This is a genomic window from Xanthomonas bromi (genome assembly GCF_900092025.1).
GTDB lineage: Bacteria > Pseudomonadota > Gammaproteobacteria > Xanthomonadales > Xanthomonadaceae > Xanthomonas > Xanthomonas bromi.
In genome coordinates this window covers 20458-43608 of record NZ_FLTX01000025.1, presented here as the reverse complement: position 1 = coordinate 43608, position 23151 = coordinate 20458, and the positions used below count along the sequence as shown (strand labels likewise).

The 23151-nt window shown below is 64.4% G+C and carries 9 protein-coding genes and 1 pseudogene; 9 read left to right on the top strand and 1 reads right to left on the bottom strand.

Going from position 1 to position 23151, the window contains the following annotated elements; translation table 11 throughout:
* Positions 1–25: 25 nt before the first annotated feature.
* The 8 genes and pseudogenes from nirB to XBLMG947_RS08520 all read left to right on the top strand — a co-directional run bounded on the left by nirB (position 26) and on the right by XBLMG947_RS08520 (position 10052).
* On the top strand, positions 26–2443 hold the full coding sequence (gene nirB, locus XBLMG947_RS08555; RefSeq protein ID WP_245228138.1) for a nitrite reductase large subunit NirB: 2418 nt from the start codon (positions 26–28) through the stop codon (positions 2441–2443).
* Positions 2440–2805 carry a nitrite reductase small subunit NirD gene (gene nirD, locus XBLMG947_RS08550; RefSeq protein ID WP_167352017.1) on the top strand — a complete coding sequence of 122 codons (366 nt, stop codon included), beginning with the start codon at positions 2440–2442 and terminating at the stop codon, positions 2803–2805. Before nirB ends, nirD begins: the two co-directional genes overlap by 4 nt.
* Positions 2802–5600, top strand: a complete 2799-nt coding sequence (locus XBLMG947_RS08545; RefSeq protein WP_181093155.1) for a nitrate reductase — start codon at positions 2802–2804, stop codon at positions 5598–5600. The genes nirD and XBLMG947_RS08545 overlap by 4 nt, the downstream gene beginning before the upstream one ends.
* 65 nt (positions 5601–5665) lie before the next feature.
* Positions 5666–6412: a uroporphyrinogen-III C-methyltransferase gene (gene cobA / locus XBLMG947_RS08540; protein WP_181093164.1), complete on the top strand. Its 747-nt coding sequence runs from the start codon at positions 5666–5668 to the stop codon at positions 6410–6412.
* Positions 6413–7103: 691 nt separating this feature from the next.
* Entirely contained in the window at positions 7104–7361 is a 258-nt protein-coding gene (locus XBLMG947_RS08535) for a KGG domain-containing protein (RefSeq protein WP_065467734.1), read from the top strand.
* 486 nt (positions 7362–7847) lie between these two features.
* Positions 7848–8100: pseudogene (locus XBLMG947_RS22570) on the top strand (DUF892 family protein); the annotation flags it as partial.
* An 87-nt stretch (positions 8101–8187) separates the two neighbouring features.
* Positions 8188–9114: a M14 family metallopeptidase gene (locus tag XBLMG947_RS08525; protein ID WP_065467910.1), complete on the top strand. Its 927-nt coding sequence runs from the start codon at positions 8188–8190 to the stop codon at positions 9112–9114.
* Between the two features lie 239 nt (positions 9115–9353).
* Positions 9354–10052 carry a DUF1349 domain-containing protein gene (locus XBLMG947_RS08520; RefSeq protein WP_065467732.1) on the top strand — a complete coding sequence of 233 codons (699 nt, stop codon included), beginning with the start codon at positions 9354–9356 and terminating at the stop codon, positions 10050–10052.
* Positions 10053–10172: 120 nt separating this feature from the next.
* On the opposite strand, the gene XBLMG947_RS08515 is transcribed toward XBLMG947_RS08520, so the two are convergent.
* On the bottom strand, positions 10173–11993 hold the full coding sequence (locus XBLMG947_RS08515) for an EAL domain-containing protein (RefSeq protein ID WP_065467729.1): 1821 nt from the start codon (positions 11991–11993) through the stop codon (positions 10173–10175).
* Between the two features lie 751 nt (positions 11994–12744).
* On the opposite strand from XBLMG947_RS08515, the gene XBLMG947_RS08510 reads away from it, so the two are divergent.
* A complete protein-coding gene (locus XBLMG947_RS08510) occupies positions 12745–22938 on the top strand; it encodes an autotransporter-associated beta strand repeat-containing protein (protein WP_065467727.1) in 10194 nt (3397 codons plus the stop codon).
* The last annotated feature ends 213 nt before the right edge of the window (positions 22939–23151 follow it).

Below are 23151 nucleotides of genomic sequence, written 5' to 3'. Positions count from 1 at the left end.
CAGACTCGTCGTCATCGGCAACGGTATGGCCGGCATCCGCACCGTGGAGGAACTGCTCAAGCTGATGCCGGGCATGTACCACATCACCGTGTTCGGCGCCGAGCCGCATCCCAACTACAACCGCATCCTGCTCTCGCCGGTGCTGGCCGGCGAGCAGGAGTTCGACGACATCGTGTTGAACCCATTGCAGTGGTATCGCGACAACGGCATCCATCTGCATTTGAACACCGAAGTCACCCGCATCGACCGCGTGCGTCGCCGGGTGATTGCCGCCGACGGTACCGAGGTCGAGTATGACCGCCTGCTGATCGCCACCGGCTCGGTGCCGTTCGTGCTGCCGATCCCGGGCAACGAGCTGAAAGGCGTGATCGGGTACCGCGATATCCAGGACACCCGCACCATGATCGACACCGCGCGCAGCAAGCAGCATGCGGTGGTGATCGGTGGTGGCCTGCTTGGTCTGGAAGCGGCCAACGGCTTGAAAGTGCGCGGCATGGACGTGACCGTGGTGCACCTGGCCGGTTGGCTGCTGGAGCGCCAGCTCGACCCGGTAGCCGGTAATCTGTTGCAGCAGGCATTGCGCGCACGTGGCCTGGAATTTCGCTTGAACACCGCAACCAGCGCGCTGCTCGGCAACGCGCAGGGTGAGGTGATCGGGGCCAGATTCGCCGATGGCAGCGAAATCCCGGCCGATCTGGTGGTGATGGCCGCCGGCATCCGCCCCAACACGCGCCTTGCCGAAGAAGCCGGCATCCATTGCTCGCGTGGCATCGTGGTCAACGACAGCCTGCAGAGCTTCGATCCACGCGTGTATGCAGTGGGCGAATGCGCAAATCACCGTGGTATCGCCTACGGCCTGGTGGCGCCGTTGTTCGAGCAGGCCAAGGTTTGCGCGAACCATCTGGCGCAATTGGGCATCGGCATCTATCGCGGTTCGGTGGCATCGACCAAGCTCAAGGTCACCGGCATCGATCTGTTTTCCGCCGGCGACTTCATGGGCGGCGATGGCTGCGAGGAGATCGTGCTGTCCGATCCGGCCGGCGGCGTCTACAAGAAGCTGATGATTCGCGACGACGTGCTGGTGGGAGCCTGCCTGTACGGCGACACCAGCGATGGCGGCTGGTATTTCAAGCTGCTCAAGGACGGCACGCCGATCCAGGCGCAACGCGATCAGTTGATCTTCGGCGAGAGCGCGCTGGGCGATGCCGGCACCGGCGGCCAGGATCGCGCCAGTGCAATGACCGACAGCGACGAGGTCTGCGGCTGCAATGGCGTGTGCAAGGGCACGATTGTCAAGGCGATCAGCGAGCAGGGCCTGTTCACCGTCGATGAGGTGAAGAAGCACACCAAGGCGGCCAGCTCGTGCGGTTCGTGCACCGGGTTGGTGGAACAGATCCTGATGAACTGCCTGGGCTCCAATTTCCAGGAAACCCCGAAAACCAAGGCGGTTTGCGCATGTACCGACCTGAGTCACGGCGAAGTGCGCCGCGCCATCCGCGAACATAAATTACTGACCCATGCGCAGGCCTATGCCTTCATGGAATGGCGCACGCCCAACGGCTGCGCTGTCTGTCGGCCGGCGATCAACTACTACATGCTCTCGACCTGGCCACATGAGGCCATCGATGATCCGCAGTCGCGTTTCATCAACGAACGCGCGCACGCCAACATCCAGAAGGACGGCACCTTCTCGGTGATTCCGCAGATGAAGGGCGGGGTGACCAATGCCGGCGAGCTGCGCCGCATTGCCGATGTGGCCGACAAGTATGCGGTGCCGATGGTCAAGGTCACCGGCGGCCAGCGCATCGATCTGCTCGGCGTCAAGAAAGAAGATCTGGTGGATGTGTGGCGCGATCTGGGCATGCCGTCGGGCCATGCCTACGGCAAGTCGATTCGCACGGTGAAGACCTGCGTGGGCAGCGAGTTCTGCCGCTTCGGCACCCAGAACAGCACGCAGATGGGCATCGATCTGGAGACCATGCTGGCCAATATGTGGAGCCCGCACAAGGTGAAGCTGGCGGTCTCTGGTTGCCCGCGCAACTGCGCCGAATCCGGCATCAAGGACGTGGGCATCATCGCGGTGGATTCGGGTTGGGAACTGCACGTCGGCGGCAATGGCGGCATCAAGACCGAGGTGGCGCGTTTCCTGGTCAAGGTCAGCACCGCCGAGGAAGTGCGCGAATACACCGGTGCATTCTTACAGCTTTACCGCGAGCAGGCCTATTACCTGGACCGCACGGTGCACTACATCGCGCGCGTGGGGCTGGATTACATCCGCGCGCAGGTGGTGGACGACGCGGCAAACCGGCGAGCGCTGTACGAGCGCCTGCTGTTTTCGCTGGAAGGCCTGGTCGACCCGTGGAAGGCGCGCATCGCCGGCGAGCGTCGCCAGGAATATCAACCGCTGCGGATCGCGGCATCTGCGGCAACGGTGGAGGAATGAGCATGCCAAATCACGCGTGGGTGCATGTGTGCGCCTTGCAGGAGTTGCCGGCGCTGGGTGCGCGCGTCCTGGAGGTCGAAGGCCTGCCGGCGATTGCCGTCTTCCGTACCGCCAGCGATCAGGTGTTTGCGCTGCGCGATCGTTGCCCGCACAAGGGCGGGCCGTTGTCGCAAGGTATCGTGGCCGGCGACACCGTGACCTGCCCATTGCATGGCTGGGCGATCAGCCTGCAGAGCGGGCAGGCCTGTGCACCGGACGTGGGCTGCGCTCTACGGTATCCGGTGAAGGTGGAGGCCGGTGCGGTGTGGATCGTGTTGCAGCCGGTACCCGAGCCCCAGGCCGTTGCCGAGCCCGCCGCATGAGCGAGGGCCTGTCGCCGCCGGTATCGGAGACCGCTGCGCACGCGTCTGCGGCATCGCCGATGCACCGCATCACGCGCTCGACTTGTTGCTACTGCGGTGTCGGCTGCGGCGTGTTGATCCGCAGCGAGCACGATGATGCCGGCGAGCGCATCGTGGGCATCGAAGGCGACCCACAGCACCCGGCCAATCACGGCCGTCTGTGCAGCAAGGGTCTGGCATTGCCGCAGACCACCACCAGCACGCAGGGCCGCGTGCTGGCCCCCGAACTGCGTCGGCATCGGCAGGCGCCGCGTGCGCCGGTGAGCTGGGATCAGGCCCTGCAGCATGTCACCAGCAAACTGGCGGCCATCATCCAGGCGCATGGCCCGGATGCGGTGGCGTTCTATCTGTCTGGGCAGTTGCTCACCGAGGACTATTACGTCTTCAACAAGCTGGCCAAGGGTCTGATCGGCACCAATAACATCGACACCAATTCGCGGCTGTGCATGTCCAGCGCCGTCACCGGCTACAAGCTGGCGCTGGGCGCCGACGGCCCGCCCACCTGCTACGAAGACCTGGAGCTGGCGCAGACGGTATTGTTTGCCGGCAGCAACATGGCGTATGCGCATCCGGTGCTGTTTCACCGGCTGGAAGCCGCGCGCGCGCGCAACCCGGAGATTCGCTGGATCGTGATCGATCCGCGCCGTACCGACACCGCGGCCATGGCCGACCTGCACCTGGCGATCGAACCGGGGACCGACGTTGCGCTCTTCAACGGCATGCTGCATCACCTGATCTGGGAGGGTCTGGTGGATACGCGTTTCGTGGCGGGCCATACCCAGGAGTTCGAGGCCCTCAAGCGGATGCTGCGCGAATACACCCCGCGCATGAGCGCCGAGATCTGCGGGATCTCGCATGAGGATCTGGTGCAGGCGGCCGAGTGGTTCGGGCGCAGCCCGGCGGCGCTGTCGCTGTATTGCATGGGCTTGAACCAGTCGGCGCATGGCACCGACAAGAACCTGGCGCTGATCAATCTGCATCTCGCCACCGGGCAGATCGGCAAACCCGGTGCAGGCCCGTTTTCGTTGACCGGCCAGCCCAATGCAATGGGTGGGCGCGAAGTCGGCGGGATGGCGACGATGCTGGCGGCGCACCGCGAGATCGGCAATGCCGAGCATCGCGCGGACCTGGAAGCGCTGTGGGGCGTTCCTGCCGGGCGCATCAGTGCCACGCCGGGCACGCCGGCGGTGGAATTGTTCGAGCGCCTGCGTGCCGGCACGTTGAAGGCGGTGTGGATCGTGTGTACCAACCCCGTGCACTCGATGCCTGAATTAGCCGGCATTCGCGCGGCGCTGGAGCAGGTCGAGCTGGTGATCGTGCAGGATGCGTTTTCCGGCACCGACACCGTGCCCTATGCCGATGTGCTGCTGCCTGCGGCCAGCTGGGGCGAGAAGGACGGCACCGTGACCAACTCCGAACGTCGCATCACCCGCGTGCGCAAGGCGGTGGAGCCGCCGGGCCAGGCGCGTGCGGATTGGTGGATTGCCAACGAGGTGGCACGCCGGCTGGAGGCGAAACTGCAACCCGGCGCCGCAGCCTCGCTGTTCGCCTTCGACACCACCGCGCAGGTCTTCGACGAACACCGCACGTTGACGGTGGGCCGCGACCTGGACATCGGCGGCCTGGATTACGCGGTGCTGGAGAACGGCCCGCAGCAATGGCCGTTTCCAGCCGGCAGCACGCAGGGTCAGGCGCGACGCTACACCGATGGCGTCTTCGCCACTGACAACGGGCGCGCGCGCTTCCATGCAACGCCGTATCGCAAAGTGGCCGAGGCGACCTCGGCACGCTTTCCGATGCGCCTACTCACCGGTCGCCTGCGCGACCAGTGGCATGGCATGTCGCGCACCGGGCGGGTGGCGGCCGCGTTTGCGCACAGTCCCGAACCGTCTTTGCGCATGCACCCGGACGATGCGGCGCGGCGCGGACTGGTGGCCGGCGAACTGGTGCAGGTGGCCAGCAAGCGTGGCGCGCTGGTGCTGCCGCTGGAACTGTCCGACGAGCTGCGCTCGGGCACCGTGTTCGCGGCAATGCACTGGAGCGGGCAAACACTGTCCAGCGGCGGCATCAACGAAGTGAGTACGCCGGCAGTGGACGCGCGCTCGCAGCAGCCCGAACTCAAGCACGCGGCGGTGCGGGTGGAAAAGGCCGTGTTCGGCTGGCATCTGCTGGCCGCGCGGCGCGGCGATGCACTGGCGCTGCAACAGGCGCTGCAGCCGCTGCTGCGCGACTGCGGCTATGCCAGCCTACGCTTGCATGCCGAACCCTTGGCCGATGCCGCCGGCGAGTGGGCGGTGCTGCATGCCGCCTGCGCGCAGGCGCCCGAGGCGGCCTGGATCGATCGCCTGGTCGCCGCCTTGCAGCTGCCCACCGGTGCCGATGTCCTGGAATACCGCGATCTGCGCCGTGGGCTGATGCGCCGCGTCGGTTGGCGAGCGCAGGACGGGCTCAGTCATATCGACGGCCTGTTGCTCACTGCCGCGCAACCCAGCGCAGCCAATCAGGCGCTGCTCAGCACCGCATTGGCGGGCAAGCCGTGGCGTGGCGCGCGACTGGCGGTGTTCGCACAGGCGTCTGCTGCGCCCAGCGATCCGATCGTCTGCACCTGCATGAACGTCGCAGCGTCGGCAATCCATGCCGCCATCGACGACGGCGCCGATGTGGCGCAACTCAAACAACGCCTGGGCTGCGGCACCGTCTGCGGCTCCTGCGTTCCGCAACTGACCCGGCTGTGCCGCCAACCGCGGCTGGCCTGATGCGCTTCACCCCTCCACACACTGCGAGATCTTTCATGTCCGTCATCCCTTCCTGCGCGCGTGATGTGGTGTTGTTGTCTGCCGGCCCCGGCGATCTGGAGCTGCTGACCATCAAGGCAGTCAAGGCGCTGGCAGTGGCGCAGGTGCTGCTGCTCGACGACCTGGCCAACCCGCAGATCGTGGAACTGGCACCGCAGGCGCGCGTGATCCGCGTCGGCAAGCGCGGCGGGTGCCGCTCCACGCCGCAGGCCTTCATCTGCAGGCTGATGCGGCGCTATGCGTTGCAGGGGCTGCGCGTGGTGCGCGTCAAGGGCGGCGATGCCTTGTTGTTCGGGCGGGCCGGCGAAGAGATCGACTTCCTGCGTCGCGCCGGTGTCGGTGTGCAGGTGATCAATGGGGTCAGCGCCGCGTTCGCCGCCGCCGCGGCGCTGGAAGTCTCGCTGACCCATCGCGAGCATTGCCACGGCATCACCTTCGTCACCGCGCACACGCACGACCACGGCGCGCCGAACTGGGGGGCACTGGCCGCCAGCGGCACCACGCTGGGCATCTACATGGGCCTGGCGCGCGCGGACGCACTGGCGACGGCGCTGCTGGCGCATCTGCCGGCCGCTACGCCGGCAGCCATCGTGCAGGCGGCCACACGTCCCGAGCAACAACGTCGCCTCACCACGTTGGGCGAACTTGGCGCCACCGCAGCGGCGTTGCTGCCAGGCCTGCCGACCTTGCTATTGGTCGGCGATGCGCTCGCACACGCGTCGGCCACTTGCGACGATCGTCTTGCTGCCGTGCTGGAGCAAGCAGTGGGATAGGGAGCGCTGCCATTGCGTGCGCGACGGCAATGCACCGGAACGGCAACGTAGTCGTTCGACCGCTGACGGTGCTTTGCAGCCTGTCCAGCGTGCGCTGTTCGCGTCGCCTGACTGCGTGCGCTGCTAGCTAGGCCGAAGCAGCGTTCTCATTCGCCCGCGAATGCGCACCCTCGATGACGGATCAACCGGTCGCCGGTGTGAGGACGCAGGCCGCTCGTGTTCCAAGGCCGGCCAGCGCCGTTGGCACAGCCGCCCTGCGCATGGCCTACGTGTGGGCCGGGCAATCCCACACGTGCGCCTGGCTTTTTGCGGCTTACAGGCGGTCTGGCTTGCCGTTGATCCCGGTCAAGCGCGAACGCACCGCGTGTCCAGTCATCGTGCTGCACTGCGCCTGCTCCAATGGCGCGCCATTGGAGCAGCGGGTGCGTGCGTCACAGATATGGAGGCGCGGCGCACTGTGGTGAGCAGTCCAGTTCGGTGACTGGATGTGCCGGTTGGTAGCGTCACCCATTCCAGAGTGCGCTGCAGCCCCACCTGGCCGTGAAAGTGCGCAAGATTTGCGCAGTGAGCGCAGCGGTTTTTTCCTGCATGTGTCCGTTTCTCACCGTATAGCTTGCTTTTGCGGGTTGGCACGATTGTTGCGGTAAGCACATTACCCAATGACGTACCCGACGCATCGAGAGGAGGCACAGTGGAAGACGCACAAAACACAACCCGTAGCCGGCGCGGCTTTGCCGCACTGGACCCGGAAAAGCGTCGCGTGCTGGCAAGCAGCGGCGGCAAAGCCGCGCACGCCAGTGGCAATGCGCATGAATTCACCAGCGACGAAGCTCGCGAAGCGGGTCGTAAAGGCGGCCAGGCCGTGAGCCGCGATCGCGATCACATGTCGCGGATCGGCAGCAAGGGCGGACGTTCCAAACAGGCAAAGCCGCAGGAAGAATCCGCTTAATCCAGCTATCGGCGCGCCCATGGCGTGCCGGGCTTAGCTAGTCTTGCGTGACGTTGGAGACAGGCGCTACGCCCATGCGGTCTAGTGCCTGTCTTGTTATCTCTCTCACGCAAGCGGCTCGGCGCACGGGGTCGCGCGCAATCGATTGCACGCTTCTGCAGTCAGACAGCGGCAAGCGATACCCAGACCGCACGTGAAGATCTACACCAGCTCGCTGTGCAGCGCATCGAGCGTCAGTGCGAAATTTTTGCAGCCTTGCCGGTCGCCGACATCGATTGCAGGGAAAAATTTCGCTCATGCAATGGTGTCGCTCCTGCCGACGGCAGGAGTTGCATGCCACTTCATTCTTCGGCGTCTGGCGTGGCCGCAGCGTAAGGCATGCATCAGCTCCCACGGAGTTTGGATGCAGTGGGTACTTGAGGTGAGGATGGCACGGGGAGCGACGGTGCATTGCGCACAGGTCATTGGTTACACGACGCGCATGCGATGGGACAGCAGACCGAGCAGATGCTCAAGGTTCAGGCCGCACGCATCGAGCACTACCGCAGCTCAAGGCGCGCATCAAGCATCTGGAAGAACGCTGGGGCAACAGCGCCTGGTCGAGTCGTGCAGCGAACGCCTGGGCGTCTCTCGGTCGGTCATCCAGGACGTCATGGGCAAGATGGATGGATTCGGCCAGGCCATCGGCGGTATGACCACCTCCGACGAAATCGTCGAAGGTACGATGGCCAGCGACGTGATTGCATCGGCCCCACAAGGCGGGGCCTTTTTGTTTCTGCGCGCAGAGCGCTTACCCTTGGCGCTCTCTTCGCACGTGGTTTCTGCAATGACGACCAACGCAACCTATCCGATCGGCATGCCCGGGCAACCATGGGGTGAAGCGGAGCGCGCCGTGTGGCGCGCACGCCAGCTGCAGCAGCGCAGCTATGCGGACGATGTCGTGCAACAGGTCGCCGCATTGGCTGCACGTTATCAACGCGTGCAGTACGGAACCATTGCCCACGCGCAAGGGGACTATCCGCTGCTCGCACTGCGCAGCGCCGAGTGGGACGACAGACTGCCGTGTGTTTTAGTCACAGGCGGCGTGCACGGCTACGAAATCAGCGGCGTGCAAGGTGCGCTGCAATTCCTGCAACAGCGTGCTGCCGATTACGCGGGCAGGTGCAATTTGTTGGTGGCGCCGTGCATCAACCCCTGGGGCTATGAGCGCATCCAGCGCTGGAATGCCCACGCATTGGATCCGAATCGCGCATTCCGCGACAACAGTCCTGCCGAAGAGTCGGCTGCACTGATGCGCTTGGTGGCCGCAACCACAGGGCAGATGCTGCTGCATATCGATTTGCACGAAACCACCGATAGCGATGAGAGCGAGTTTCGTCCCGCCTTGGCGGCGCGCGACGGTGCGACGTTCGTGCCCGGGAGCATTCCTGACGGTTTTTATCTGGTCGGCGACAGCGAAGACCCGCAGCCTGCCTTCCAGCAGGCGGTGATCGCCGCGGTGGCAGAGGTGACGCACATCGCGCCTGCCGATGCGGATGGGCAGCTCATCGGCACACCGGTGGCGGGGCATGGCGTCATCAACTACCCGGTGCGGCGGCTGGGCTTGTGCGCTGGTGTCACCGATGCCCGGTATCGCACAACCACCGAGGTCTATCCGGATAGACCACGCGCCACACCCGAACAATGCAATGCGGCGCAGGTGGCGGCGATCTGTGCGGCAATCGACTACGCATTGGCACAGGGCTGGGGATAGGGCAGATGGTTCGTAGCCAGCAAGGCTGGGCCAGCAGGCATCTGCACGCCATTGCTCGCATGCAGATTCGGTCCAGATTCTCTTGGTATGTCGCAGTTGCGCGCGATGCAGGTCCGCAACTGCTCAGCGTCTAACTGCGGTCTTGCGCTGCACGCATGGCGAAGATGAGACAGGCATGCATGTGGCCTTGCGCGTACACCACATGAACTACGCAGCCGGCAGTCGCAGCAGCGCAGTCGATGCAACATGATGCAGTCAAGGGCACATGCAGGCGCGTGCTGGGTGGCATGGTCGGGATGACGTTCACTGGCAGCGCGTTTGCACAACAGAGCAAACCGGGGGAAACGATGGCGCAGGACAGCAACTGGCAGGCCGGCACGTGGCTCAACCGGCCGAACACAGTCGATATCGGTGGCGATAGGCTGGATGTGGTGACCGACCAAGCGACCGACTTCTGGCGCAAGACGCACTACGGGTTCACCCGCGACAGCGGGCATTTCCTTGGCATCAAGGCAGGCGCGCGCTTCACCGCGCAGTTGCGCGTGCGAGCGCAGTACGAAGCGTTGTACGACCAGGCGGGCATCATGGTGCGCGTGGACGAGCAACACTGGATCAAGGCCGGGATCGAACTCAGCGACGGGCGTGCCATGCTCAGCAGCGTATTGACCAACCCGGTGTCGGATTGGGCCACTGCTCCGTACGAAGCCGACTCCAAGGATTTCTGGATGCGTGCCACGGTCGCCGACGGTGTGCTGCGCCTGCAGGTCTCTGCGGACGGCCGTCACTGGCCGCTGGTGCGGCTGTGTCCGTTCCCGGTGGCAAGCGAGTATCTGGTCGGGCCGATGTGCTGCACGCCGGAGCGCGCCGGGTTGAAAGTGCGTTTCTCCGACTGGGCATTGCGCGCCCCGTTGGGCAAGGACCTGCACGATCTCAGTTGAGCGATGGGGTCATTGCTGCATTGCAGGTTGCGTGTGCGTTGCAGCGCGATGGACCGCGCATGCATCGTGAAAAACTCGCGTGGTGGTGTGCATGTCTGGCAACACCACGGCGCCGGACCTTCAGGGTAGACGCTGGAACGCTGTGGTCTGTTTGACGTACTCGGCCACCAAGTGCGCCTCCATGGGTTTGGCGAGCAGATACCCCTGCGCCTCATCGCATCCCCAACTGCGCAGCAAGGCGATTTCGTCGGCATGCTCGATGCCCTCGGCCACGGTGCGATAGCCCAATGCATTGGCCAGGCGCACCACCGCTTCCGCACGCATCTGCATGCCTGCCTTGTTGGCGATGCCGGTCACCAACGATCGGTCCAGCTTGAGCACATTGACCGGCAGTTCGGTGAGATAGCCGAAATTGCTGTAGCCGGTGCCGAAATCGTCGATGGCCACGCTCACGCCTGCGTCGCGCAATGCGCGCAGCCGCGGCACCGCTTCGACATTGCTGCGCAGCCAGCGGCCTTCGGTGATTTCCAACTCGATGCGTGCGGTGGGAATCGCCAGCTCCCTGCACCGGTCGATCACGTTCGCAGCAAGATTGATGTCGCCGAAATCGCGCGACGACAGATTGATGGAGATCGAAAAATCCAGTCCCTGGGCACGCCACTGCGCCAGCTGCGCCAGCTGCGCCAGCGCACTTTCGATCACCCAATTGGTGACCGTGCACATCAGCGCCGTTTTTTCGAACAGCGGGATGAACTCGTCCGGCCCGATCGGGCCGAGATTAGTGTGATGCCAGCGCAGCAAGGCCTCGAAGCCGGTCACCGATAGATCTTCAAGATCGATGCGTGGCTGGAATACAAGCCTGAAATCGCCGGCTTCCAAGGCTTTTTCGGCATCCAGCGCCAGCCGGTAGGAGCGCTGGATCGCATCGTCGTGCGATGCGCTATACCAGCACACGATGGTATGGTTGTTGATGGCATCGCCCAATGCCACCAGACCCTTGCGCATGACATCGTTGGTGTCCGGTTGCTGCGGGGCAAAGCGCACCACACCGGCATGAAAGGTCAGCGACATCGGGACGCCGGCGGCATCCACCGGCTTGTGCAGCATGTCGCGCAGATCCAGCAGCAGGTCTTCCATCTCATCCGGTGCGGAGTTGAGGAGAAAGAACGCAAAGCGCATGGGAGCCACGTGGTACACGATGGCCTTGCCGCGCAAGGCGCACGTCAACACGTAGCTGGCGTGACGGATCAATTCTTCCAGCGGCTGCATGCCCAGCGCCTGGCGCGCCTCGTTGGCGGCCTGGGTGTCGTAGACCTCGATGAAGGCCGCAATGGTGGGCACGCAGTGGCTGCCGAAGGCGAGGGCATCCAGATCCGATTGCAACTGACGCGTATTGAGCAAGCCGCTATGCGGTTCGCGTCGGCCGGCACCGAACTGCAGTTCAAGCTGTGCGGCCGCCACATTGGCAAACATCAGCAGTTGCTGATGCTCCTGGCTTGCCAGCCGGCGCTCGCGGGTGTCGATCAAGCATAACGTCCCGGAAATGCCTGTCTGCGGCGCACCCACGGGCACGCAGGCGATAAAGCGTGCAGGCAAACCGGGGAACGCGGCATCGCCGAGTTGAATCTGCGCAAGCGCAGCGTGTTCGATCAACTCAGCCACGCCATTGGGCGCCGCCGGAACCTGTTGGCACACGGCAATCGCCTGCTCGACATGATTGCTGCTGATGCCACGCGCTGCCAGCACGCGCAAGCGGCCACCTTCCGTGATCGTCAGCGCGGCAGCCGGCGCAACCAAGGCATGACAGAGCAATCGTGCGATTTGTTCCAGCGGCTCCATGCCGCCCAGATCGATCGGCACACCCGACCAGTCGAAGTGGCGATCTTGCAGTTTGTCGTCCAGGGCAAGCGTCATCTCGTCAGGTTCCGTGTTGGAGATCACATACTGCCTGCACTGCGACTAGAAACAAACCACGGTCATCGATAGGTGGCGAGATCTACGCAAACTGCGTGCCGCGCCTGATCGTCTTCGACATTTTTTACAAACGTTCATCTGCATAGCAGTCCCGACAATAAAATCTGCTGTCGCGTCCGCGATATACACATGGCGCACTCTGCCGTTCGATGTCGAATGGGGAATTGGTATTAATCGTTAAAGCGAGCTCATAAATTTGCTGGCGCGTAGAAGGTGGGAATTGTCGAGTTTGCCGTCCAGCGGTTTTTCGTTGAAAACGATTGTTTTACAGGTTCGATATAGCCTCACATGCGCATCAGTCTGCTTCAGATGATTCACGCTCATGCTGCCCAGTTGCGCGCAGATGGTTGATAAATATGTCTTTGTGTGAATCGTAGCGCACCTCAATATTTGCCTTTACGGATGAGTCGGTAAAGCGAGATAAACGAGCGCGAGCAAACCAGTCCGCAAATTCCGCTTATGTTATGAGCGAGTTTAAGGTTGGTGATATTCAGCACAGTTTCAGGTAGATCGTTTCGCCTATTAATTTAGGAAAGGGGCGATTTAGTAGTGGTATTGATCGATCGATTCATTTTTTCGGTGCTTCTTTTGTTCTTGATGGCAATTTTCTGAGGCGGCACTGCTGCCTTAAACCGGCTCTACCGTTATTCCAATCCTGTCTTTGGAGGCGCGTGCATGGGCACGCGTCGGTCTCTGGGCGGTACTTAGGGGAAATTTAATGAATCGAGCATTTGCGCTGGTCTGGAATGCAGCCATTGGCAATTGGGTGGTGACGCATGAATTGGTGCGTCGACGCCGCAAGCCCGGCGCTACCCGTCGTCAATTGCCCGCCTTGGTGGTCCTGGCGGTGGGGGCTGCCGCACCGATGCTGGCCTGGGGTGCGTGCACGCCAGCCATCCCGACAGCGGGCGTGACGGTCACTTGCTCGGGGACGCCCGTCACCAGTAACAGTTTCGCCAGCAGTGCCGGCAACCTGACCGTGAATATTGCGTCCGGCAGCCAGATGACCGCCGGTCTCGTCGGCGGTACGGCCATCGCCTTGAGCGGAACAAATCCCACCCTCAACAATGCAGGCACCGTCGACCCCTCTGTGCTTGGGCTGCTCTCGGTGCTGAGCAGCGGCGTGACGATGGGCAGTGCCACATCCACTGTAGTTTCCTTCAACAATCTCGCCGGCGGCACGATCTTCGGCACCGGCGGTTTGCTTGGCGCCAATCTGCTCAATCTCGACGGCATGGCGGTTGGGCTGACGTCGGCCAACAACGGCACGGTGCAGATCAACAATGCCGGCGTGATCGATAGCCGTCCGTTGCTGGGGCTGTCGATTCTGGGGCCGGACACGCCAGTGATCGCGGTGACCGGTGGAGGCACCGTCAACGCGGTCAATACCGGCACCATCAACGGGCGGGTCGGCTTTCAGAGTTCGGTCACCGGCAATACGTTCGTCAACTCGGGCGCCATCAACGGCAGTGTTTCGATGGGTGCGAGCAGCACGAACAGCTTCACTGCCGTGACGGGCGGCAGCGTCAACAGCGGGGCAGGACTTGCTTTGGAGTTGCTCGGCCCGAGCGGTTTGCTGAGTTTTGCGCAAACCGGCGTGGTGGATGGCGGCCTGGGCGGCAACAACACGCTGATCCTGCAGAATTCGGCGGTCGGTACCGGCAGCGGCAGCACCGGCACAGGGACGTTGAGCACCGCGCAATACATCAATTTCGGCAATTTGCGCGTCAACAGCGGCACGTGGGCGGTTGGGGGCGCGAGCAACTTCGGCAACAGCGCGCTCAATGGCGGCGTGCTGCAGTTCGCCAATGCCGCGCAGTTGGGCAACACCATCACCGCCAACGGCGGCGCCCTGCAAGCCACGGCTGCGGGCCTGACGCTGTCACCGACCAATGGGGTTGCGCTGGGCGCAGGCGGGCTGACCGTGCAGGGCACCAATAACCTGACCATCGGCAGCCCGATCACCGGTGCCGGTGCGTTGGCCAAGACCGGCACCGGCGGACTGGCGCTGACCGGGACCAGCACGTTTACCGGCGGCGTCAACTTGAGCGGTGGCGCATTGACGGTCGGCACCAACAGTGCGTTGGGCACCGGCACCGTCACCGCATCTGGCGGCAGCATCTTGGCTGGTGCTTCGGTGAACCTGGCCAATGCATTTTCGCTGAGCAACACGGTTGGGATAGGCGGTGCAAATGCGCTGCGGATTGGTGGCACGGTCAGTGGCACCGGGGTGCTCGACAAGGTCGGCACCGGTACGTTGACCTTGGGCGGCAGCAATACCTACAGCGGCGGCACCACGTTGGGCGCAGGAAGCGTGCTGCTGGAAACTTCTGGTGCGCTCGGCACTGGCACCGTCACTGCAGCAGGCGGTTTGCTGGATAACACTGCGCCGCTGTCGCTGACCAACAATTTCGCATTGACCAACACGCTGGGCTTGGGTGCCAGCGGCAACGCGCTGACCTTGAGCGGAACGCTGGCCGGCGTTGGTGGCGTCAACAAAACCGGTGCCGGCGCGCTGACGCTCGGCGGTTCCAATACCTACAGCGGCGGCACCACGCTGGCAGCGGGCACGCTGCAACTGGGTACTGCGTCCGCATTGGGCACCGGCGCATTGAATGTCACCGGAGCATCCAGCCTCAGCACGACTGCGCCGTTGACAGTGACCAATGGCATCAACCTTGCTGCGCCGTTGAACTGGACCGGCACGCAGGCGCTCACGCTCGGCGGTGCCATCAATGGTGCCGGCAGCTTGATCAAGAGCGGCATCGGCGATCTCACGCTGACCAACTCCAATGCCTATACCGGCGGTACCACGCTCAGCGCCGGGCGGTTGGTGGTCGGTTCGAATACCGCATTGGGCGCCGGCACACTCACCGCCAGCGGTGGCCAGCTCGATGCCACCGCTGCGGCAACGTTGGGCAACGCAGTTGCGTTAACCGGGACGTTGGGCGTAGGCAGTAGCGGCAATGCACTGAATCTCACCGGCACCATCAGCGGTGCCGGCGCATTGAACAAACTCGGTGGCGGGACGCTGACGCTGGGCGGCTTGAACACGTATACCGGTGGCACCGGCCTCAATGCCGGCACCTTGCAGCTAGCCAGCGGCACCGCACTGGGCACCGGTGCGTTGAATGTCACCGGCTCTGCGATCTTGCAAAACACGGTCGCCGCCACGCTGACGAATGCCGTGACGTTGAGCGCCGGCGCTCTGACGCTCAACGGCGCGCCCGCGTTGACGCTGGGCGGCACCATCAGCGGTGCCGGCAGTCTGGTCAAATCCGGCGGCGATCTCACGCTAAGCGGCAACAACACGTATGCCGGCGGCACCACACTCAATACCGGCAAGCTCACGGTGGGAAGCAACACCGCGCTCGGTAGCGGGACAGTGGCCGCAGCGACAGGCACGACGTTGGACACCGCAGTGGTGAGCACGCTCGCCAATGCAATTGCACTGGCAGGGCAACTCAATGTCGGCGGCAGCAATGCGCTCACGCTGACCGGTGCCATCAGTGGCGCCGGCAGCCTGGATAAACTCGGCCCGGCCAGCCTGACCCTGACCGGCAACAACACCTACGTGGGCGGCACCCGCCTGACTGCAGGCAGCCTGATTCTGGGCAGCGATACCGCGCTGGGCGCAGGTAGCCTGAGCGTGAGCGGCGGCCTGCTCGATAGCACCGCGGCACGCGTGGTGGCCAACAGCGTAGTGCTGGATGCGGATCTGCAACTCGGTGGCGGCCAGGACCTCACCCTCACCGGCGGCATCAGCGGCACCGGTGGCTTGATCAAGGATGGCGCTGCGGCGCTGACACTGACTGGCGCAAACACCTTCAACGGCGGCGTGGATCTCAACGCGGGCAGCCTGTTGATCGGCAGCGGTGCTGCATTGGGCAGCGGCGTGTTGACGGCAGCCGGCGGCACGCAACTGCAGGCCACCGCGGCGGCCACGGTCGGCAACGATGTGGTACTCAATGGTGCGCTGTCGTTGACCGGCAACAACGACCTGGGCCTGACCGGCACCGTGAGCGGCACCGGCAGCCTGGTCAAGCAGGGCACGGGTGCGCTCACACTCAACGGCAACAACGTCTACGCCGGCGGCACGCTGTTGAACGATGGTGCGCTGGTGGTGGGGAGCAATACCGCGCTCGGCAGCGGTGCACTCACTGCCGGCAACGGCACGCTGCTCACTGCCGCCACCGCAGTGACCCTGCAGAACGCGGTCACCGTGGATGGCGCGCTCACGATCGATGGACAGGACCTCACCCTCGATGGCGTGATCGATGGCGCCGGCAGCTTGATCAAGACCGGCACGCAAACGCTCACTCTCAACGGCAACAACACCTGGGGCGGTGGGCTGCAATTGCAGAGCGGGGCGTTGCTGGTGGGCAGCGATACGGCATTGGGTGTGGGCACCTTGACCGCCGCAGGCGGTACCGCATTGGATGCAAGCACCGCCGTGGCGCTGGGCAATGCAGTCGCGTTGAATGGCACGCTGACATTGCCAGGCACACAGGATATTGCGCTCAACGGTGTCATCAGCGGCATCGGCGGCCTCAACAAACAGGGCAACGCCACCGTGACGTTGAGCAACGCCAACACCTTCAGCGCTGGCGTTGCACTGGATGCAGGGCAACTGGTGCTTGGCAACAATGACGCGCTCGGCGTGGGCGGCTTAGTGGTCAGCGGCGCTGCCGAACTGGATACCACCGCCGCGTTGACGGTGGGCAACAACGTCTTGTTGAATGCTCCACTGACGCTGGTTGGCAGCAACGATCTGGCCTTGAACGGCACCCTCAGCGGCGCCGGTAGCCTGATCAAGAATGGCACCACCACACTGTCGCTCACTGCGAGCAACAGCTACAGCGGCGGTACCAGCCTGACCGCAGGCACCATTGCGCTGGGAGCCGACAATGCGCTTGGCACCGGTAGCCTGTCGGTGCTCGGTAATTCGGTATTGAGCAATGCGGTCGCTGTGGCGCTGGGCAACGATATCGCACTGGGCGCCGCGCTGACGGTGGATAACGCCGCAGACATGCTGGCCAGTGGCGCCATCAGTGGTGGCGGCGATCTGATCAAGACCGGCCTCGGCACACTGACCTTGAGCGGCACCAACAGCTATACCGGCCCGCTGGCCATCCAGGCGGGTACCGTGGTGGCCAGCACTGCTGCCTCGCTCGGCAACGCCAGTAATGTGGATGTCGCAGCAGGCGCGCTGTTGAATCTGACCAACGGTGGCTTGATCACCGCGCTCAGCGGTGCAGGCGGCGTCGATACCGATGCCGGCGCCACACTGCAACTGGGCGGCGGAGATTTCGCCGGCAGCCTGGGCGGCGGCGGTAATCTGGACAAGGTAGGCACCGGCACCGTGCGCTTGCTGGCCAACAGCGTGATTGGCGGCACCACGCAGGTCAGCGGGGGCACGCTCGATGTGGTCGGCAGCCTCGGCACCAGCGCGTTGAACGTGGCGTTGGGCGGCACGCTGACCGGCACCGGCACCGCCGGTAACGTGGGCGCTGCCGTGACCATCAGTGATGGCGGCCGGCTCGCACTGACCAGCGGTTCGTCGTTGAGTCTGGGTGCGTTGACCCTGGCACCGGGCGCATTCGTCGATGTGGCGTTGGGCGCGCCGAGCGCAACCCGCTTGCTCGCAGTCAATGGCGATCTCACCCTGGACGGCACGCTCAACATCACCGATATCGGCGGCTTCGGTACCGGTGTGTATCGCTTGATCGACTACACCGGCGCGCTCACCAACAACGGCATGCTGATCGGGCTGTTTCCCGGCAGTGTGGATATCAGCCAGCTTGCCTTGCAGACGGCCATCGGCCAGCAACTCAATCTGGTGGTGACCGCGCCGGGCAGCATCGTGCAGTTCTGGGACGGTGTGCAGACCACGGCCAATGGCACCATTGATGGCGGTGCCGGCACCTGGGGTGCGGCCACCAACTGGACCGGCCAGGACGGTAGCGCCAACAGCACCTGGCAGGGCGATTTCGCGGTATTTTCCGGTGCTGCGGGCACCGTGGGCGTACAGGGCACGCAGAACATCGGTGGCCTGCAGTTCGTGACCGATGGCTATCGGTTGACCGATGCCGGCGCGGGCGCACTGGCGGTGACGGACCCGCTGACCGCCATCCGCGTAGACCCGGGCGCAACGGCCGGCATCGATGTGGCCATCACCGGCATCGGCGGTGTGCAGAAGCTCGACACCGGCACGCTGGTGCTGAGTGGTCCCAACACCTACACCGGCGGCACCGCGCTCGGCGGCGGCAGCCTGGTGTTGGGCAATGCGCAGGCGCTGGGCACCGGTACGCTGACCGCCGCAGCGGGCACCACGCTCGATACCAATCAGGCATTGTCCGTCGGCAACGCGGTGGTGCTCGATGGTGGGTTGAGCTTGCCCGGCAGCAACGATCTGACATTGACAGGCGCCATCAGCGGTGCCGGCAGCTTGATCAAGAACGGCACCTCCACGCTCACGTTGGATGGCGGCAACAGCTACCTCGGTGGCAGCGTATTGAACGCCGGCACGCTGGCGGTGGGCAGCAACACCGCACTCGGTGCAGGCAGCCTGTCGGTACTGGGCGATGCGACCTTGAGCAATGCGATCGCCTTGGCGCTGGGCAACAACGTCAACCTGGGCGCCAACCTGACCATCGCCAGTGCCGACGATCTGGCGTTGACCGGCGTGCTCACGGGCGCGGGCGCGCTGACCAAGACCGGGCTGGGCACTTTGACCTTGTCGGGCAGCAATCTGTTCAGTGGACCGGTGTCGGTACAGAGCGGCGTGCTTGCCACCTCTGCCACCGGCACATTGGGAAGCACTGCCAGCGTGGATGTCGCGGCAGGGGCTGGGCTCTCGCTCGGCAGCAACACCGCATTGAACAGCGTCACTGGCTTGGGCAATGTCGCGATCCTGGGCGGCAGCACCTTGCAAGTGGGCGTCAACAACACAAGCAGCACCTTTGCAGGTGCGTTGAGCGATGCCGGCAATCTCGAAAAAGTCGGCACCGGCACCGTGCAACTCACCGGCACCAGCGCGATTGGGGGAACCACACAGATCACGGCCGGCACGCTGGATGTGGATGGCACGCTGGGCAGTACCGGTGGCGTCACGGTGGGCGCCGGCGGCACGCTCAGCGGCAGCGGCGTGGTCGACGCTGCGGTTGCGGTGAACGACGGTGGTCGTCTGGTGGTGACCAGTGGCTCGCTGTTGACCACCGGCAGCCTGAGCATGGCGCCCAATGCCACGCTCGATGCGTTCCTGGGTATCCCCAGCCAAACCGGGGTATTGGCGGTCAACGGCAACCTGACGCTGGATGGCACGCTCAACATCACCGACATCGGCGGCTTCGGCACCGGCGTGTATCGCTTGATCGATTACACCGGCGCGTTGACCGACAATGGCATGGGCTTTGGCACATTGCCGGGCACGATCGATCCCACCCAGCTGACACTGCAGACCGCGTTGGCGCAGCAGGTCAATGTGGTGTTGCTGGCATCTGGCAGCAACGTGCAGTTCTGGGATGGCGCGCAAACCATCGCCAATGGCAGCGCCGATGGCGGTACCGGTGTGTGGACTGCCGGCACCACCAACTGGACCTCGATCGATGGGCTGACCAACAGCGACTGGCAGAACAGCTTTGCGGTCTTCGCCGGCAACGCCGGCACCGTGGGCGTGCAGGGCACCCAAGGCATCACCGGCATGCAGTTCATCACCGACGGCTATGTGCTGAGCGATGCAGGTGGCGGCGCACTGAGCGCCAACGCGGCGAACACCATCATCCGCGTCGACCCCGGCGTGACCGGCACCATCGATGTCGCCATCGGCGGCACCGGCACGTTGCAGAAGCTCGACACCGGTACGCTGGTGCTGAGTGGTCCCAATACCTACACCGGCGGCACCGCGCTCGGCGGCGGCAGCCTGGTGTTGGGCAATGCGCAAGCGCTGGGCACCGGTACGCTGACCGCCGCAGCGGGCACCACGCTCGATACCAATCAGGCATTGGCGGTCGGCAATGCGGTGGTGCTCGAGGGTGGGTTGCGCTTGCCCGGCAGCAACGATCTGGCATTGACAGGCGCGATCAGCGGTGCCGGCAGCCTGATCAAGAACGGCACGTCCACACTCACGCTGAGCGGCAACAATACGTATGCCGGCGGTACGGTGCTCAGCGATGGCACTCTGGCGGTGGCCGGCAACACCGCGTTGGGTAGCGGCACCTTGTCGGTGACCGGCGATTCGGTGCTGAGCAATGCGGTTGCCGCCGCACTGGGCAATGCGGTCACGCTGGGCGCGGCGCTCACCGTCGATAACCCGGCCGACCTCACGCTTGCCGGCAACATCAGCGGTAGCGGTGCGTTGATCAAGACCAGCACCGGCACGCTGACCCTGGACGGCAGCAATAGCTACAGCGGTGGTACTACGCTGACCGCGGGTACGCTGGTGGGAGATAGCGCAAGTCTGCAAGGCGTCATCGTCGACAACGCGACGTTGGCGTTCAACCAGGTAGCCGATGGCGTGTTCAACGGTTCGATCACCGGCACCGGCACTGTGATCAAGGACGGCGCCGGCGCCTTGCTGCTCAACGGTGCCAATGGCTATACCGGCGGCACCAGCATCGTGGCCGGCACCCTGGTTGGCGACACCGCCAGCCTGCAGGGCGATATCGCCAACAACGCGGCGTTGGTCTTCAACCAGACCACCGGCGGCGTGTATGCCGGCGCGGTCAGCGGGACTGGCTCGCTGGAAAAGACTGGCAGCGGCGTGCTGCAATTGATCGGCGCCAACAGCTACACCGGCGGCACCGTCATCAGCGCCGGCAGCTTGATCGGCACTACCACCAGCCTGCAAGGCAACGTGGTCGATAACGCCACGTTGATCTTCGACCAGGCCACCGACGGCACGTTTGCCGGCGCGGTCAGCGGCACCGGCAGTGTGATCAAGCAGGGCGCCGGCGCGTTGACCTTGGTGGCGCCCAACACCTACAGCGGCGGGACCACCATCGCCAGTGGCAGCCTGATCGGCACCACTGTCAGCCTGCAGGGCAACATCGTCGACAATGCGGTGCTGGTGTTTGATCAGGCGACCGATGGGAGCTACGCCGGCACCGTCACCGGCAGCGGTGCGTTGATCAAGAACGGCACCGGCGCGCTGACCTTGGATGGCGCCAACGGCTATCTGGGCGGCACCACCATCAATGCGGGTACGCTGATCGGCAATACCACCAGCCTGCAAGGCGACATCACCAACAACAGCACGTTGACGTTTCTGCAAAACAATGCAGGCACTTATACAGGCCGGCTATTCGGGGGTGGCAGCTTAATCAAGCTGGGAAGCGGCAGGCTGTTGTTCACTGCAAACAGCGGCACCTTCACCGGCCCCACGCAAGTCAACGCCGGCACACTGAGCGTGGGCAACCCGGCCAATCCGGGCGCTGCGTTGGGCGGGCCGGTCACCGTGGGCCCGGGCGGCACGCTCACCGGCAGCGGCAGTATCGGCAGCCTGGTGTCGTCGGGCACGGTGGCCATCGGAGGCACCGATGGCACCATCAGCGTCGGCGGCAATGCCACGTTTGCGCCGGGTTCCACCTTGGTGGTCACGCCCGGTGACGGCGGCGCGGTGACGCCGGTGACGGTGGGCGGCGCAGCCACCGTGGCGACCGGTACCACCCTGCAGTTGGTGCGAGCGCCCGACCTGCCATTGTTCACCGAGATTCCGGTGATCAGCGCCAGCGGCGGCCTCACCGGACAGTTCACCAACGTCATCTCCGATTACGCCTTTATCGAGCCGAATATGAGCGCCACCGCCACCGGCCTGTCGGTCACGTTCGGTCGCAACACCGTGGGCATGGTGGACGCGGTGACCACGCCAAACCAGCAGTCCACTGCGGCGGCCGTGGATGGCTTGCCGAACACCAGCCCGATCTATCAAGCCGTGGTGCGTTTGCCAGACGATCCGGAAGCGATTCGCACCGCGTTCGCATCGCTCTCGGGCGAAAGCCATGCCAGCACCGCTACCGCACTGCTGGAGAGTCGCTTCCTCAACAGCGGCATCGCCAACCATCTGCGTGGCGACAGCCAGAACTCGCTGGTCGGCGACACGATGGTATGGATCACCGGGCGCAGTCTGCCCAACCGTGTCGATGGCGATGCCAATGCGGTGTCTGTGCGCCGCGAGGACAATGGCGTCATGGCCGGTGCGGAACGCCGTGTTGGCGAACGCAGCGTGGTGGGCGTCGCGGTAGGCAACCAGGACATCGAGAGCTGGTCGCGCGAATGGGGCGATCGCGCCGATGTGGATGGCACCCACGCCGGGGTGTATGGCCGGGCGGACTGGTCAGCCTTCTCGCTGCAGGGCGCGGTGGATTACGCCAGCTATGACGTCGACAGCACGCGTCGGGTGATGTTGCCCGACGTGCTCGAAGAACGTCTGAGCAGCCGCTACGACGCAACCGCAGTGACGGTCTCGCTGGAAGCAGCCTGGAATCTGCGCACCGAGAGTGCGGTGTACAGCCCCTTCATTGCGGCCGATTACACCCGTCTGAAGACCGACGGTTTCACCGAGCGCGGCGGCATTTCCGCGCTGTCGGTGGACAGTGCCAGCGATACCTTCAGCACTGCCACGCTGGGTGTGCGTGGGCATTGGGACCTCGGCCAGAAGGCGGCGTTGTACGCGTCGGCAGGCTGGCGGCACGCCTTCGGCGACCGCTCCGTGCAGCGCTCGGCCGGCTTCGTCGGCACCGCCTCGGAGTTCTCGGTGCAAAGCGTCACCTGGGCCAAGAATGCGGCCATCGGCGAGTTGGGCATTAGTCTGATCACCTCGCCGCGCAGCCGATTTGCGTTGTCGCTGCAAGGACTCAGTGGCGACGGCCAGACTGCGTACGGCGGCCAGGCGACCTGGGGGATGAGCTTCTGAGTCCTGGCCTGCCGCATGCGTGACACTGGAAAACGCCTCGGCACGCCGGGGCGTTTTTTGCGTTTTTTCTAAGTGCGTCGCGCGAGTCGTGAGGCATGCACCTGGGCGTTCGCATGCGTTGCTGCGATCAGCTCAGCGCATGACCGTGATAGGCGTAGACGCGCTGCCTGCGTGCCGTGTTGCTTGAGGGTTGCACTCGCAAACCGCCTAGAC